Source organism: Blautia massiliensis (ex Durand et al. 2017) (assembly GCF_001487165.1).
Taxonomy (GTDB): Bacteria; Bacillota; Clostridia; order Lachnospirales; family Lachnospiraceae; genus Blautia_A; species Blautia_A fusiformis.
The window spans coordinates 92,633-108,779 of the sequence record NZ_LN913006.1; the positions used below are offsets into that span (position 1 = coordinate 92,633).

Annotated in this window: 14 protein-coding genes; 9 read left to right on the plus strand and 5 right to left on the minus strand. The window is 36.3% G+C overall.

The genetic code is table 11. The annotated features are described in order from the left end of the window. Positions 1–348: 348 nt before the first annotated feature. The 4 genes from BN3261_RS01425 to BN3261_RS17600 form a co-directional block, all read right to left on the minus strand. Positions 349–666 carry a DUF6618 family protein gene (locus tag BN3261_RS01425; RefSeq protein ID WP_059085301.1) on the minus strand — a complete coding sequence of 106 codons (318 nt, stop codon included), beginning with the start codon at positions 664–666 and terminating at the stop codon, positions 349–351. Position 667: 1 nt separating this feature from the next. Next, on the minus strand, positions 668–1,480 hold the full coding sequence (locus tag BN3261_RS01430; RefSeq protein WP_059085302.1) for an ExeA family protein: 813 nt from the start codon (positions 1,478–1,480) through the stop codon (positions 668–670). Then, positions 1,473–2,882, minus strand: a complete 1,410-nt coding sequence (locus BN3261_RS01435; protein ID WP_059086833.1) for a DDE-type integrase/transposase/recombinase — start codon at positions 2,880–2,882, stop codon at positions 1,473–1,475. Before BN3261_RS01435 ends, BN3261_RS01430 begins: the two co-directional genes overlap by 8 nt. Positions 2,883–2,964: 82 nt before the next feature. Then, complete coding sequence (locus tag BN3261_RS17600) at positions 2,965–3,408, minus strand: DUF6431 domain-containing protein (protein WP_199874095.1); 444 nt, start codon at positions 3,406–3,408, stop codon at positions 2,965–2,967. Positions 3,409–3,670: 262 nt separating this feature from the next. Here BN3261_RS17600 and BN3261_RS01445 point away from each other — a divergent pair, with 262 nt between their 5' ends. From BN3261_RS01445 to BN3261_RS01485, 9 genes are all read left to right on the plus strand, one after another. Continuing rightward, the gene (locus BN3261_RS01445; protein WP_025580962.1) at positions 3,671–4,360 is read left to right on the plus strand and encodes a response regulator transcription factor; all 690 of its coding nucleotides are present in this window, start codon (positions 3,671–3,673) and stop codon (positions 4,358–4,360) included. Between the two features lie 5 nt (positions 4,361–4,365). Continuing rightward, on the plus strand, positions 4,366–5,283 hold the full coding sequence (locus BN3261_RS01450; protein WP_059085303.1) for a sensor histidine kinase: 918 nt from the start codon (positions 4,366–4,368) through the stop codon (positions 5,281–5,283). A 139-nt stretch (positions 5,284–5,422) separates the two neighbouring features. Then, entirely contained in the window at positions 5,423–6,346 is a 924-nt protein-coding gene (locus BN3261_RS01455) for an ABC transporter ATP-binding protein (RefSeq protein ID WP_025580960.1), read from the plus strand. Next, positions 6,339–7,148, plus strand: coding sequence for an ABC transporter permease (locus BN3261_RS01460; RefSeq protein ID WP_059085304.1), 810 nt, complete (start codon positions 6,339–6,341; stop codon positions 7,146–7,148). Before BN3261_RS01455 ends, BN3261_RS01460 begins: the two co-directional genes overlap by 8 nt. 5 nt (positions 7,149–7,153) lie before the next feature. After that, positions 7,154–7,939, plus strand: a complete 786-nt coding sequence (locus BN3261_RS01465; RefSeq protein WP_025580958.1) for an ABC transporter permease — start codon at positions 7,154–7,156, stop codon at positions 7,937–7,939. Positions 7,940–8,219: 280 nt separating this feature from the next. Next, positions 8,220–8,420: a plantaricin C family lantibiotic gene (locus BN3261_RS01470; RefSeq protein WP_025580957.1), complete on the plus strand. Its 201-nt coding sequence runs from the start codon at positions 8,220–8,222 to the stop codon at positions 8,418–8,420. A gap of 116 nt (positions 8,421–8,536) precedes the next feature. Continuing rightward, positions 8,537–11,674, plus strand: coding sequence for a type 2 lanthipeptide synthetase LanM family protein (locus BN3261_RS01475; RefSeq protein ID WP_025580956.1), 3,138 nt, complete (start codon positions 8,537–8,539; stop codon positions 11,672–11,674). Between the two features lie 42 nt (positions 11,675–11,716). Then, a complete protein-coding gene (locus BN3261_RS01480) occupies positions 11,717–13,813 on the plus strand; it encodes a peptidase domain-containing ABC transporter (RefSeq protein WP_025580955.1) in 2,097 nt (698 codons plus the stop codon). A gap of 54 nt (positions 13,814–13,867) precedes the next feature. Continuing rightward, positions 13,868–14,533, plus strand: coding sequence for a DUF6973 domain-containing protein (locus BN3261_RS01485; protein ID WP_025580954.1), 666 nt, complete (start codon positions 13,868–13,870; stop codon positions 14,531–14,533). A gap of 680 nt (positions 14,534–15,213) precedes the next feature. Here the strand turns inward: BN3261_RS01485 and BN3261_RS01490 are convergent. Beyond that, the gene (locus tag BN3261_RS01490; RefSeq protein ID WP_059085305.1) at positions 15,214–16,143 is read right to left on the minus strand and encodes a hypothetical protein; all 930 of its coding nucleotides are present in this window, start codon (positions 16,141–16,143) and stop codon (positions 15,214–15,216) included. Between the last annotated feature and the right edge of the window lie 4 nt (positions 16,144–16,147).

Sequence of the window (16,147 nt, forward strand, 5' to 3'; positions counted from 1 at the left end):
TATGTTCCCCTACCTGGAATCGTTGTCAGATTATTCTAGTATGGGTGAATTTTTTTAATTGTAGGGGTTTGTCAAGTTGGGATGGAGAAATAAAAATTTGATATATAAAGAGTTAGCCAAAATGGTTCGATATATGAATTACAAGAATATTGTAAGATACAAACGGTTAATATAGTGATAAAATAATTACCAATATAATTGTTGCAATCAATTTGAAGAGATATACTGTTGCTGATTTCTCAGTTTGTCACTAATTAGATTTGCTCCCATGTCACAGATCTGCTAAGTTTTGTGTCATTGGCATTTTTGTACAATCCGGCAGATTTCCTGCCGGATTATCTGTTTCATTTACAATGTTACATATGAGCTGAGTGCTTCAAGCGCTTTTACGATACTGATGATGTCCACTTTTGACAGCTCTGGATAGTCCTGTTCAAGGCGTTCCCTGTTCCAGAAGCAGTCCGACAGAGACGATATTTCTGTGCCGATCCCCCAGTTGGGAATACACAGATACTTTCCATATGCATGTTTTCCTACCAGCAGATGGAAAGTGCTTCCACGGGCGGTCACCTCAAACTCATTTCTGTTTATATTTAATGGACGGATATGACCGATCCAGTTTTTTTCATTGCTGTCCGGATCGCTGCACTGGTAATAGGATCCCATATCAGACATCACCTCCCAGCATTTCGTGTTCAATGATATAACGCACCAGATGTTCATCGATCAGGCGTTTTCCCTGCTGGCTGGCATACATCAGGCTTTTTTCGCAGATGCGGTTGATACGCCGCGGGATCCCGGTAGATTCTTTATAGATATCGTCCAGTGCCCTGTCTGTGAAGATATCCTGCCTTCCCCCGGCATAGACCAGATGTGATAAGATATATCTTTCGGTTTCTGCCCTGTCAAAGTGTGGCAGGACACAGTTGATATCAATACGCTGCCTTACTGCCGCATACCGCTGCAGCCGGAGCTTGTCCCACAGTTCTGTCTGTCCTGCCAGTATGAGCGCCATGGGACTCATGGAATCGAACCTGTAATTCAGGAGAAAACGGAACTCCTCGATCGTTTCCTTTTCCAGAAGATGCGCTTCGTCCAGGATGCAGACAACTTTCTTTTTCTGTACACCCCGGATGATCTCCACTTCTTTTTGGAGCTGGCGTTTTGCATCCCCTCTGTAGAACTTCGATTCTATCCCCAGCTGGTCCAGCATACTTTTATAAAACCAGCGTGGGGTCAGTTTGGAATCAGAGAGATACAGAAAAAGGTACTCATCTTTTGACAGACTCCCGGAAAAGCGTCTCAGGAGTGTGGATTTTCCACATCCGGCATCTGCCGTGATAACTGCAAAGAGCTGACGGTCAGCTGCATAGGCCAGCCTTCCCAGAGCTTCCGACATGGCAGGGGATTCATACAGTTCCTGTATCGGGACATCACGGACAAATGGCATACGTTCCATTTCAAAAAAAGATCTATACATGATCCCCACCATCCTTTCTGTAGCTGCCAAACGAGATCGCATCTGCCCGGCGCTGCATGGACTGTGCCTGTTTCTTTTCCAGGGCATCCAGCAGGCGGGAAGATTCCGTTTCTTTTGGCTGCATGGATACAGGGAGGGCCGGGTTCTTATCACAGAAAGCGCCTATCTTAAGAGGACGCGCCGTAAAAGGTTCCATACCGTGGTAAGAGACCGTCAGGATTTCCGGCACCATGGGATCATATGCGATCCCGACGGTGCAGCCGATCAGGGCAGGGCGGGTCTCAAACTTCTTTCCCCTAAAACTGATGCAGGCACCTTTGTCCACCAGACGTTCCTCATGGTGCAGGAAGGCTTCCGCAACCACAGAAGCATCCAGAAAAGTAAGCGGTCTGGAATCCCGGTTCCATTCCTGGACCGGGGAGATCCCTCCTTCCGGCACCGACACACCCATACTCTCATAGTATTCCCGGATCCCTGCGTGCGGGGAAGTATGGTAGTATTCTTCCAGATAGTTGCTCCAGTGACGGTTCAGTCCTTCCAGTGTCCGGATGTTGTGCACTTTTACTTCCGCCAGAAATCTATCTACGATCTGATGAAACTTTTCGCACTTACCTTTTGATTTCCCGCTCCGGACAGGGGCATGACGGATCGTGATCCCAAGCCTGGACAGGGAAAACCTCAGCTGTCTGGAAATGTACTGTGAACCGTTATCAAAGTAGCAGGCATCAAATTTTCCTGCCTTGAGTATGGCTTTATGGAAAGTATCTTCCACGATGGATTCCTCCTGGTTATCATAAAACCTTGAATGGAGTACGTAACGGGAATGGTCATCAATGGCTGAGGACAGATACGTCTGTACCATTGCACCATTTTTTCCAATGGGGAGTTTGATCCCATATTTGATGTCCCCCTGTATCAGCATCATCCGGTGTGGTTTACAGAAACGTTTGGATGAACTGTTACGGGCATCCCGGTACATCTGCATCTGTTTCTGTCCGAATCCGGCATTATAGAGATGTCTCTGCATGGTGGAGCGTTTCAGTGTCCCCACAGGTGCCCAGCCTTCCAGTTCCAGGATGTAAATGATCTGGTTTACAGACCGTGTCGGCACTTCCCTTTTCAGCTGGACTGCCTGTTCCAGGATCTCCTTAAAGTTATCCGGCAGCTTTGCGGAATGCTGTTTCGGACGCTCTGCCGGTTTCAGTCCGGAAAATCCCTCTTTTTTGAAAGCAGCTTCATAACGGTACAGGCTCCGCAGGGAGATCCCGTTCCTGGATGCGATGCCCTCCCTCATCTGGAGACGTTTTGCCGGATCAAGGGAGCCTTCCAGTAATGGTGCGATCAGCATGTAGCGTTCCAGGGCTTTCCCGTCGCGCCATTGGTTATCTTTTGTTATATTCATGGTCATTATTCCTCCTTTGAGAGGAACTTACCATATCTTATGAATGACAGCAAAACAAAGCCGGTGCATAGGGAAAACTGTATCACGGGACAAGAAAACCGCCGGAATCATAGATGAATCTCAGTATCGTTTCCAGCCAGTTATACAGGGAACTGCGAAGCATTTCAAGCAGCGGCACGCCGGACATCAGCAGTTCCTCACTGAATCCCGGCAGACGGTGGCCGACAGACCTTAAATAACCATCTATCCTTAACGTATTTTTCATCAGCCAGTGATGCCAGCGGTGCATAGTCATCTCACAGGGATAATCCGCAGAATCTTCATCATATGGAGTAACCTGCCCATCCAGGACACCGGATATGACTTCAGCAGTGTAATGTTTGTATGGGACAAGAAAATCCGGCAGTTCCCGGTGAAGGATCCCACATTTCGTGCATTTCATCCGGCGGATGATACAGACATGACGTTCATGCCCTTCCTGTAGCAGGATCCTTTTGCAGGAATCCCTGTAGGAGAGTTCTTCCATACAGACTGGACAGTAGGATATGGCGCTGCTTTTAATTAAAAATATCGTCTTCCTCATTGTACGAAACGGAATAATCTGATATAATAATCATGGTTTCAAAACCATGATCCCAGAGTATACGTCTTGTCAGGAGGATGCTCTGGGATCCCTTTCTTTACTGTATTAATGACAGTATACAGGGTAACTCAGAGACAGGCAACAAAGTCTTTGTATTGCCATCTAAAGTTGCCATCAACAATATACATATTACTGGAGGCTTGAGATGAGAAAAGATATTATAATTATTGATGATGATAGGGATTTATGTACACTCTTGCAAGAGAGTCTTTTGCAAGAAAATATTTGTGCAGATATTTCATGCAACGGTTTTGATGGGATAAAATCAGTAAAAGATAAGGAATATCAATTAGTTGTATTGGATGTGATGATGCCAGGAATCAGTGGGTTTGAAGTTTTAGAAAGAATACGAGACATGAGTAATGTACCAATACTAATGCTTACAGCGAAAGATGACAGCACCTCAAAAGTAAAAGGGTTGCGGGCGGGAGCGGATGATTATTTGACAAAACCTTTTGAAATGGAAGAGTTTTTTGCAAGAGTATTATCTCTAATAAGACGTTACACACGTTTAAATAATATGGCTAGTAAAGCAATTTTGAAATATGGAGATTTAAGAATTGACTTAGAAAGTGGCATAGTAGAATTGTCTGGTGAAGAGCTTAAATTATCTGCAAAAGAATATGATGTACTTATATATCTTGCAAAAAATCAAGGAAAAATTCTCACGAAGAAACAAATATACGAAAATGTTTGGAACGAAGAGTATGTATATGATGATGATAACATAATGGCAGTTATTAGCAGATTGAGAAAGAAAATAGAGCGAACAGCAGAAAATTCGTATATTCAGACTGTAAGAGGTCTCGGATATAGATTCAATAAGGAGTTATGAGATAAATGAAATTATTTTATGTGGTGCTAGTCATACTTTTATTTTATAATTTGGGATTGACACTTTATGTGTTTAAAATTAATAGAAGACTAAAAGAGTTCAATCAAATACTTTTAGAAATAGAGAAAGGTCAAAGCAAACAAAAGCTTCTATTGAAAAAAAATAATAGGATAGATCAAGTTGGATTTAGAGTAAATTCTATATTGTATAAATATGAAAAAAGGATTGAAGAGAGTAACATAGAGTTGGAAGCAAATAAGCAACTCATGACAAGTTTATCACATGATGTCAGAACACCCATGACAACCTTAATAGGGTATTTGGACGCTCTAGATTTAAAACTGGTAAGTTCAGATAAAGAGGAACAATATCTAAGACTAGCGAAAGAAAAGGCGTATGACTTAAAAAAATATATCGAAGTGTTATTCGAGTGGTTTAGGATTAATTCAGATGAGGAACAGTTGGAAATAAAAGCAGTTGACATTACTGAAGAAACCAGAAGGATTTTTTTGGATTGGATCCCTATAATAGAAGAACATCGAATAGGATATAATATAGAAATTCCTGAGAAAGCTATAATTGTTGAGATTGATGAGGATTGTTATATGAGGGCTATAAATAATATTGTGCAGAATATTTTTACTCATAGCAAAGCAGCAAACATATCAATAACAGCATCAGAGGGGAATGGTAAATTTAGACTCGAGATAGGTGATGATGGGATAGGGATAGCAAAGGAAGATTTGAATTATATTTTTGAAAGATTATACCAGTGTAATAAAGGAAGATCCGGAAAAGGGAATGGACTGGGATTAAATATTTCAAAATTATTGCTAGAGAAAATGGGTGGGACAATTAGTGCATTTAGTGAACCGGGTAAAGGAACAGTATTTTGTATTGAATTTTCAGTTATACAAAGGTAACAAAAAAGATGATACGTTCGAGTATCATCTTTTTCGTATTAAATAAATTACAAGGTTCTTGTCAGGTTTCTGTCAGGTTCCTGTCAGAAAAATATATTATACTGTAAAACATAGAAGATTCTGAAAGGAGAAAAACCAAATGTCACAATACATTATACAAACACGTGATTTAACTAAAACATATGGAGAACAGAAAAGTGTTTCCAATCTAAATATGCATGTAAGAAAAGGAAAGATATATGGACTCTTAGGGAGAAATGGAGCTGGAAAAACCACAACTATGAAAATGCTGCTAAACCTCATAGAACCGACATCAGGTTCCATACGTATTTTTAATAGAGATATAAGGCTTGAAGAGAAAAAAATATTACCTCGAATAGGATCACTGATTGAAAGTCCTGGATTTTACCCTAATTTGACAGGTACGGAAAATCTTAGAATTTTTGCGAAATTGAGAGGAATCCCAAGAACTGATGCTATCGAACAGGCATTAAAACTTGTTAATTTACCCTACAAAGATAAAAAGTTATATTCGCAGTATTCATTAGGAATGAAACAGCGATTAGCTATAGCATTAGCGGTAATGCATGATCCAGAAATATTAATTTTGGATGAACCAATTAATGGCTTAGATCCGATAGGAATCGCAGAAATAAGAACATTTATAGAAGATTTATCTAAAAATAGAGGGAAAACTATATTGATCTCTAGCCATATACTTTCAGAAATTGCTGTTTTAGCAGACGATATTGGTATTATTGATAAAGGCGTACTCATTGAAGAGGGAAGTATGAAGGAATTAGAAGAAAAAAATGGAAAATATGTACACTTCAAGGTTTCTGATAATGCCCAAGCAGCAAGAATACTGTCAGTGTATTATAAAGAATCAAATTTTAAGGTATCAGGAAACCAAGATATAAATGTGTATAATCTCAGTATATCAATACCAGATATAGTTCGTTCCTTTGTTCAAGAAGGAGTAGACGTGATGGACGCTCATTTGTGTGAAGATACTTTAGAGGACTATTTTAAAAAAGTGACAGGAGGGGAAGGAATTGCTTGATTTAGTCAGATGTGAGTTTACAAAATTGAAAAGAAGGAAAATCACGCTCATGCTGATTGTATTATCATGTTTTTTCCCCTTAATTGTGGTTATGACAACTAAGAACGGGATGTCTGGTGATCTGAGCACACATTATTTGAAAATGAGGTTTGATTTATCCTTTACTATGACACAGGGCTATGGTCTTGTATTCCTTGCACCTTGTTTAATAGGAATGCTTGCGACAATCTTGTTCTTTATGGAACGAGATAATGATACATTTAAAAATATTAAAACAGTGCCCGTGACAATTACCAAAATGATCCTTGCAAAGATCTGTGTACTTTTTATATATGGAACTCTTTTTAGCCTGACGAGTGTATCATTTACAATATTCTTTTCATGGATATTGAAGGTTGGTATTATATATGATTTAGCATACAAGCTAGGATTTAGTATTATATTTGGGCTTGTGATAACGATAGCGTCACTTCCTATTGTGGTTATAATAGTATATTTTAATAAATCCTATTTAGTGTCTACATTGTTGGCATTTTTTTATTCGATTCTAAATTGGGGAATTATCGGTTTATTTGAAACAATGGCAGTGAAAGGTACCGCAAAATTTCTAAATCTATTTCCAGTTATATGTGCGATGGACTGGACAAGCGGTAAACTGGTAGATCATGTAATAAAAGATAATTTGTCAAAAGAAGCATATATTATGTTTCCGTCAGATCTTTATGCATTTTTGGTATTAGGAGTAACATTGTTCTTATCTTTAATGCTTATGATTAGATTTTATAAAAAATGGACGAGGTAATTTAAATGGGAAATATTATATCAACAGAGTTATTAAAAATTAAAAGATATTCAGTTGTAAAAGCTGGATTAGTTATGATGTCGCTATCTGTGTTAATGAGTTGCTTTTATTCAACTGCAAGCACAAATAAAGTATGGGATTTTCAGTATTTTATACAGCAGGTAATTATTAGTAATTGTACATTATTTTTCCCGATTATTATTACATTAGTCGCTGTGTACATTATTTCCAGAGAAACAACAGATGATACATTAAAATCTATTTTAACAGTACCTATTTCATATAAAAAGTTACTTATTGCTAAATTTTGGCTGCTTTTATTTTTAACTATAGTATTTAGTATTTTTAACGCTCTTTTGTCAATATGTTTTAATGCTTTTTTAGGATTTTCTGGAATGAATATTCATATGATGCTGATGTCAGCCGCTCAGATTATTGTATCTGACATATTGGTGTATATATCAGTACTTCCCATTATTATTGTTTGTGCTTTTGCAGAAGGAAAATCATTGCTGGGAGTTGCCGTTGCATTCATCTACGGATATTTTGCAACAATGGAAGGAAGTATGCTTAATTGGTTTCCAATCAAGGCTGCAATGATACTTGTTGATCCTAAATGCGGAAGCGAATATGGAATAACATATAAAATTCCTCCTGCGGCGATGTCTATAATTGGGGTTTTGGTGGTTTCCATACTATTGTTTCAAATGCTAAACAGAACCAAAAAGAATGTTTATATGAAATCAAAAAGAAAAGTAAAGGTAAAACAAACAAGACGGAAAGGGTGGTAAAAAATGGTGGATTGAATGTAAAGAAATGTTGTCCGTAATCATAATCATAAACAATTTTAATATATGTTTGTAAGGAAGGAGAAGAGAAAATACATACTGCTAGTCAAGTGAACTTAACAGAACCTTTTAAGGAAATGAGAAATGAAAAAATAAATATCTTAGGATGAACCTGAAGGGTTCTGTATTCCTGCAGTATTTTGTGAAAAATTAAATCGTATAGATATAGACATTTTGAATTTACATATGGTATCTATGCAAGAAGCAGTTAGGAGCGTGCCTTATGAAGAAAAATTATAGAAATCCAATGACAAGACCAGAAAATTTTATGAATCCGGCAGGAAATGTAATGAAGGAAATTAAAGAGGCGGATTTAAACAATTTTTCCGCAGGTGCTGGTGAACCAAGAGTTTCCGATGGCTCTCAGTTCTGTACATCAACAAAAGAATGTAACTGGGGAACAATTATGTTTGTTTGCTGTTAGTTTATGAGAGTGGTATGAAACCACAGGTATGATGACTACTGAATGAATAGGTTTGGCTTCTATGCATAGATATCATATGCAAATTCAAAATTTTTTACGTAATGGAGGAGATTATTATGGATAAAAATAATTGTGACAATAATTCCTATTTTTATGAAAGAAATTATTATAAGGATGTTCCAATCAAAGATACTCAAATATTAGAATATTGGAATAACATTTTAGGTAAAGATGTTATTGAATTAATAGATAAGGCTTATGGGGTTTCTATAGAGCAGATATTATTTTCAGAGTATTCGTTAAATCATAAATATATTAGCTTTGCAACGTTAAATCAGGAATATTCTGATATGTGTAATGAGAAGGCTATATCCTATTTGACTAAAAAAGGAACAAAAGTATTATTTGATCAATTTGTTCTCAGGTTTCTGGGATATGGGAAACGGGTTTTAGAAAGAAAGAGTAGAAAAGGATATATTGTTAAAGTAGTTCAGGACTGTTTTTTGAAAAATTTAGCGGAAAGGATTTTAGATGTTTCTTTAAGCACTCTTATTTTTGAAATGTATTTAGCAAAAGAACAAGGAGAACTTAGAGGAAATGATGAAGCAGAAGAATATAAAGACTATAATCAGAGATTTCTTGGTAATGATAAGTATATAAAAGAATTATTTTCCATATATCCAGGTCTTAAAAGAATGCTGATAGAATTAATGGAAAATTTGGCAAATAATTATATATTATTGCAGGAAAGAATGGAAAAGGATACTTTACTTTTAGAAGATAAATTTGGTGGGAAAAAGGGCTGGACTGAAGTAAAAAACATAAGAACGAGTGGTTCAGATTCACATAAGAAAGGAAATAGTGTTTTTTTAATTCAGTTTCAAGATGGAAGAAAAATAGTTTATAAACCACACGGACTGAAGGTGGAGAAAGCATATCAGTCATTTTTGGAGTTTATTTCTTCCAATTGTAAAAAGGACTTTAAGCAATTTTTGATTTTAGATTGTGGGGACTATGGATGGGAAGAATTTGTAGTTAATCTTCCTTGTAACAGTGAGGCTGAAGTCAGGAATTATTATTATCGGATAGGAGTGCTTGTTTTTTGCAATTATATATTAAATGTCAATGATATACATACTGAAAATCTTATTGCTAATGGGGGATATCCGGTTGTTGTAGATGCCGAGACTGTCTTAGATAATAAAAGGGACAAAAAGAAAAAATCAGGTAGAGAAAAAATTTACGATAAGATACATGAATCAGTGTTGTATTCTGGAGTACTGCCTTTTTATAAATACACTAAAAATGGAAAAGGTATAAATATGAGTGCTCTTAATGGCCAAGAGGGAGAGCAATATCCAATACTGATTCCAAGATTAAAAAATGCTGGGACATCAAATATGCATTATGAATATGAAAGACCTATTACTCAAGCTAGTAATAATTTACTGAGACTGGGGGAAAAGGTAAAAGAACCTAATCAGTATATAGATGAGATATGCGAAGGTTTTTTTGACGCATATACATTTTGTTTGGACAATAAGAAGCTTATATTAAACTATGTTTCGATATTTGAAAATATTGAAGTTAGGCATTTAGTCCAAGATACTCAGCGGTATTCCATGCTATTGCACACATCATACAATCCGGATTTTCTTCAAGATGCGAAAGATAGGCAACTATTTTTGTGTGCAGTGTTAAAAAATGTGGAACAGATGCAAGGGAATATGGAAATTGCAAAACTGGAAATAAAGGATATGCTGAATATGGATATTCCATATTTTTATAGCAATACTTCAAAAGAAGATCTTTATGGATCAGAAGGGGAAGTGGTGAAGAACTATTTTGCTGAGTCTAGTATTCAACATCTTAGAAATAAGATCTGTTCTATGGGCAAGAAAGATAGAGAAGAACAGATTAGATTTATAAAAATAATTTTAACAGATTTGAATGATGTAAAAGTTGAGAAACCTAAAAAAGATATAAATGAACTTTGTATAAGTAGAAGCGATAATGAACATGGACAAAAGGAATATAAAAAAAATGCCATATTAAAAATTTTACATACATTAGAGCAAAAAGCTTTTTATGGTGATGATGGGCAGGATATAAATTGGATAGGAATAACATCTATTGGAAATTCTGAAAATTCTTCTTGGAATATCCAACCATTAGGGGTTTATTTATATGAAGGATTAGGAGGAATTGCCCTTTTTTATAATGCACTACAGCAATCAGATTTTGATGTGGATTTGTCAGCAGCCTGCAAAGCATTTGAGACCATGATGTTTCAATATACCGATGATATGTTGGAACGATCCACGGATTTAGAAAAGGAAAGTAGCGGTGCTTATGCGGGGGAAGCTTCTGTTATATATGTATACGAAGTTTTATATAAGATAACAGGAAAACAAAAATATTTAGAATATGCAGAAAAACATTGCAAAATTTTAGAGTATGCATTGAAAGCAGATGAAAATAATGATCTGATTTATGGTAATGCAGGTGCCGTTATTGTTCTTCTTAATCTTTATCACTTAGCTCAAAAGGATATATATTTGCAATTGGCGTGCGAAGCAGGGAACATTCTTATAAAAAATCAGAATAAGGGTAAGTGGTGCTGCGGAAACGGGCAGAGCTTATCTGGGCTGTCACATGGAATTACAGGTATAATTTATGCTCTTACAAAGTTAAATAATGAGCAATTTCATATTGAATATCAAAAGGCAATACACTCTGGATTAATATATGAAAATACCATGTATTCTGATAAATATAATAATTGGTTAGACAATCGGGAGGAGGCAAAAAAAGAAGAAAACTCTGATAATAGATGCATGGCAGCATGGTGTCATGGGGCACCAGGGATTTTATTGGCAAGAAGTAAGATGTATAACCTGGTTAAAGACAGTAGTGATTATATAACAGTACAATGTGATATTGAACGTGCACTATTTGCGACAAAAATGTATGGATTTACAGATAATGACTGTCTATGTCATGGGAATTTGGGGAATACAGAAATATTACTTGAATATTCAAAAGAATGTAATGATGAAGAAGTAAGACATATGATGTTGTCTGCGAGAACACAAATTGCTATGGATATTATAAATGAAAATTACGATTGTGCAAGGTCTTATTTGCATGGGTATAAGATACCAGGATTTATGACAGGAATCTCAGGAATGGGATACTCTCTATTAAGAGATTTGTACCCAGAATTACCATGCATTTTGGCTCTGGAGATTTAGGAGCGTAATTGCTAAGTAATATTTAACAAAGGGAGGAACTTGATGTTTCAAAAAAAAGTGCATTATGTTTCACAGCTAGGAAGCATGGATTGTGGCATAGCATGTCTGACAATGATTCTTAATTATTACGGGTGTAAAAGTGATATCGTGGACATAGGGGCAGAGATTCAGATTGGCAGAGACGGTATGACCTTAGCTCAAATGAAAGAATTAGCAGAAAAGTATGGATTTAAATTTGCTGCATACCAGTATAATCATGAAGAAAAAAACTTAATAGAGTATCTTCCAGCCATTTTGTGTAATGATTCCCACTATGTGGTAGTTGATAAAACTAAGAAGAAAGGAAAATATATTCTGTTTGATCCAGCAAATGGAAAAAGAGTTGTCGATTTTTTAGAATTAAAAAACGGATACAAGGATATTCTTGTATCCGTTATTCCAAGTAGAAATATTAAGAAAATAAAAAAAACCAAATTTAAAATAGAGGTAAAATTCTCTCAATTTATGATTGCAATTATGTTGATGCTTATGTGTCAACTTATTACATTAGCTGTTCCAATGGTTGTGCAAAAAGTAATAGATAGTTTATCTTCTGCCCATATTACAATTCATATATGGAAAATTACACTTTTAGTTCTTCTGATTATGTGTGCCCATTTTGTATTGAGCTTACTAAGACAGAAAATTTTATTGAATATTAACATGAAACTTTTTAAAACAATGATTTCTAATATGATTCATAAAATTTTCCGTTTGGATGTAAGTTTTTTTGAATGGCATTCCGCAGGTGACATAGGGAACCGTTTCAATAGTATAAATCAGTTGAACGACATTCTTACCAATGGATTTATAAACATTATAATCCAAGGGATTACATCCTTGGTATGTTTAGCTGTTATGACCAGTATATCTCCATATTTGACTGCATTTGTTCTAGTTGTTTCTATTATACAGATCGCCATAATGATTTTATTAAATGGTAAAAATCTCATAAAGACGAAAGAGTATATATACTCACAGAGTACAATACAGGGAGAACTGATAGATACTCTGGAGAATATAATGGAAATAAAATGTATGGGGATGGATAATGCAGTTAAATCAAATTTACAAAATTCTTATAGTAAGTTAATAGAAAGATTCAAGGGAAAAACTCGAATTAGTAATTTGATGAATAGTTTTTCCTCAACCTTAAACTTGATTTTCCCTTTAATGATTTACGTGATTGGAAGTTATAGTGTGAAGCAAGGAGGGTTAACGATAGGACAACTTATAGCCTATGCAACCTTAGTGGGATATTTTACAGCACCTTTTACTACCGTTGTATTGTTGTTACCGAGTATCAATAGTATTAAAGAAGTGCTTTTACGTTATAAGGAACTAATGATTTTTAGAGAAAATTATCATACGGGAGTTCTTGTACCTGGAAAATTTGAAAATTTAAAAATAAGTTCGGTTTCATATTGCTACAATAGTGGGCAGGCATACGCATTGAATAATGTTTCTCTTGATCTTAGGCGAGGCGAGAGAATTGCTATTGTTGGTTTATCGGGTAGTGGAAAATCAACCTTGATAAAAGCCATACTGGGTGCCGTGGATATTAATCAAGGATGTATTGAGATAAATAATTATGATATCAGATCAATGTCGAAGGAACAGATTTATAAATGGTTTTCAGTAGTTACTCAAAATCCTATGTGCTTAAATGCAAGTATAAGAAAGAATATTGATATTATAGGTGATGCTCCGGATGAGAAAATATGGAAGGTACTAGACATTGTAGCATTAAAAGAGGAAGTTTTAAGTATGCCGTTGGGATTGGATACACTTGTTGGAGAAGGAGGACAAAATATTTCAGGTGGTCAAAAACAGCGTATTGCCATAGCAAGAGCTCTGCTTAGCGATACGGAGGTAGTTATTTTTGATGAAGCTACCAGTAATCTGGATCAGCTTACAGAAAAGAAAATTTATGATAACCTAAGGTCTACCAATAAAACGCAAATTATCATTACTCATAGACTTTCCTCTATTCGAGATACGGATTATATCTATGTATTGAACAGGGGAAGCATCATTGAACAGGGAACACATTTGGATTTGATGAAGAAAAAGGGATGGTATTTTGAGAGTATTCAATGACAGATAGGAATTAAATTATGATATGAAAAGCCATTGTATGGGGAGGTATTACAGATGAAGAAGAAAGAGATAGTTATTGGGGTGAGCGTACTGATTAGTGCATCACTTCCCATTTCAGTTTATGCTGCTTCAAATGAAAGTATGAGTTCTAGAGGTTTTATAATTGATGAAACTAATGAGTTTGAGGATATCGTTAAGCAAATTTTAGATGTTAAGTCAAAACATCCGGAATGGAGTGAACAGCAGATAAGTGATTTTATGGATCAGATTCATGCTATTAAGAAAGATGGCGTCATAGACATTTGGAACGCACTTACTTCTTCTGAGAAAAAATTAGTGATTCGATATCCGTTTGATGCACTAAAAGTCAATAAAGCAAAGGAAATTGCCACTAAACAAACCGAAAGAAAATTCGGAAAAAATGGTTTGGGTGACAGGAGTGACGCATTTAGACACGGAATATGGAATGCCGAAATGACAGTTTTGATAGGAAGTGAAAAAGCAGAGCTTTTTGCGACAGCACATGAAGATAAAGATACTACTGGAAACGAAAGCGATGGATATACAAAAGATGAGCACAAAAAAATGGATTTACATAACAATGAAATAGGGAGGAAATTAGGTGCAGATAACCTATCTGCACCAGAAGAGAAAATGGCGGAAATCATATATGACGAGATAATGAGAGAAGATTCGCTGTTTGTATGGCTGCATGAATGAAAAAGTTAGAACGTATGAACTGAAATGAAATATATCTCTAAGACAGTCGCAGATATTTTATTGATGTTTAGATATCTGTGACTGTTTTTGAATAGAAATAATAGTCGTTAAAAATGTCTGCTCTGACTAAATTTGAAAGAAGAATCAGAATGAGAACCAAGTACTAATGTATAGCCATGAATTAGATGTGAAATCTGTTAAATGATGGTCAAATGAGAATGAGGGGGCTGTAGAAAAATATTTATCAACATATTATTTGTCGATTTAGTTTAAGTAATGACAATAACAATAATAAAGGGGGACTTGATTTCTCATATCCCCCAGTGTATAATCTAATTAAGAAAGGTAATCAGATGCAAGATCTGATGCCCTCAGTAAAATTTAATTTTTTTCTATGTTAAGACATAGCATCCATCAAACTTTCTCAGGGTTTATCGTGGATGCTATTTCTTATCATGTCGATTATCTATGTAAGTCAGAGCCGCAAAAACTACTAAAAGCAATGTGAGTACTTCCATTGTGTTCATGGGCATCACCCTCCTTTAAAAACTAGAGGGCTGGTCGAAATTGCATCCGCATCTCTTTCTCGATTAGCTATACTCGCTCAGTATAGCATGGAATATCTTGTATCGCAATAAGAAATGGATGTAGTGAGCTCCTTTTCATATTGCTTTTGGTAATCAGATATTTTGTTTGATAATCCTTGTAATGATGCCAACAGCAACATTCCGTTCTTCATCAATATGTGTCACAACAAAGGACACCTTATCTTTCTTCCCAACGGTGCGGCTGTCGTAGCAACTGTGAGCAATGGCGTTGACACCCAATTCTAACCGGACAAAAACAGTTCCTTTGTGGATGTCTTCCACCGTACCGGCATATTTTCCTTGTACCCGACAATTTTTCAGATTTTCTTTGCTGGTGTTGCCTTCCACGCTTTTTACATCTGCATGGATAGAGAGCGTTTCCGGGGAATCTCCCTGGATAGCTAAGATCCGGACCAGAATATGTTCCCCTACCTGGAATCGTTCCCTGGCATCACCCAGCCAGTCAAAAGACAGATCTCTTGCAAGGATGGAAGTTTCTACACCAAAGATTTCTGCCCGGACTACTTTTTCAGCAACGGCAATGACTCTGGCCTGCACAATACGGTCTTCGTGGATTTTATTCTGTCCGGAAGAGTCCTGATCAAAATAGAAAATCTGACGTTTCTTCAGCATAGCATCTTTCCGGCTGGCAACGATGCTTCTGGATTTGGTATCCAGTCCTTTGATTACAAAGTCGATTTCACTACCAAGCATGTTATTAAGGACTTTGTTCTGTCTAAGAGAGAAATCTCCGTAATCATGAGTTTCATCTTGGATCAGATTGATCATCATTTCCGAGATAGGGATGACTGCCCGATAATCTTTATAGTAAATAATTGCTATTAAGCTGCCGGCTTCGGTCTTTTCAATACCTCCCAGAATGCCGGTGAGAATTTTCCGGGTACGATAGGCATTTTGGATGTCATGCCAGATTAAATCCGCTTTTGATTGAGCAGTTTCTAATACAGTATCGGAGTCAAGGGTTAAAATAGGGGTGTTCAGGTTCATTGTTTCGTTTGCCATAAAT

Bases quoted from the DNA above. Each gene is read 5' to 3' on its own strand.
- BN3261_RS01465 (WP_025580958.1), top strand. From the start codon at position 7,154: ATGGGAAATATTATATCAACAGAGTTATTAAAAATTAAAAGATATTCA.
- BN3261_RS01485 (WP_025580954.1), top strand. From the start codon at position 13,868: ATGAAGAAGAAAGAGATAGTTATTGGGGTGAGCGTACTGATTAGTGCA.
- BN3261_RS01450 (WP_059085303.1), top strand. From the start codon at position 4,366: ATGAAATTATTTTATGTGGTGCTAGTCATACTTTTATTTTATAATTTG.
- BN3261_RS01475 (WP_025580956.1), top strand. From the start codon at position 8,537: ATGGATAAAAATAATTGTGACAATAATTCCTATTTTTATGAAAGAAAT.
- BN3261_RS17600 (WP_199874095.1), bottom strand. From the start codon at position 3,408: ATGGAAGAACTCTCCTACAGGGATTCCTGCAAAAGGATCCTGCTACAG.
- BN3261_RS01455 (WP_025580960.1), top strand. From the start codon at position 5,423: ATGTCACAATACATTATACAAACACGTGATTTAACTAAAACATATGGA.
- BN3261_RS01445 (WP_025580962.1), top strand. From the start codon at position 3,671: ATGAGAAAAGATATTATAATTATTGATGATGATAGGGATTTATGTACA.
- BN3261_RS01430 (WP_059085302.1), bottom strand. From the start codon at position 1,480: ATGTATAGATCTTTTTTTGAAATGGAACGTATGCCATTTGTCCGTGAT.
- BN3261_RS01435 (WP_059086833.1), bottom strand. From the start codon at position 2,882: ATGAATATAACAAAAGATAACCAATGGCGCGACGGGAAAGCCCTGGAA.
- BN3261_RS01470 (WP_025580957.1), top strand. From the start codon at position 8,220: ATGAAGAAAAATTATAGAAATCCAATGACAAGACCAGAAAATTTTATG.
- BN3261_RS01425 (WP_059085301.1), bottom strand. From the start codon at position 666: ATGGGATCCTATTACCAGTGCAGCGATCCGGACAGCAATGAAAAAAAC.
- BN3261_RS01490 (WP_059085305.1), bottom strand. From the start codon at position 16,143: ATGGCAAACGAAACAATGAACCTGAACACCCCTATTTTAACCCTTGAC.
- BN3261_RS01480 (WP_025580955.1), top strand. From the start codon at position 11,717: ATGTTTCAAAAAAAAGTGCATTATGTTTCACAGCTAGGAAGCATGGAT.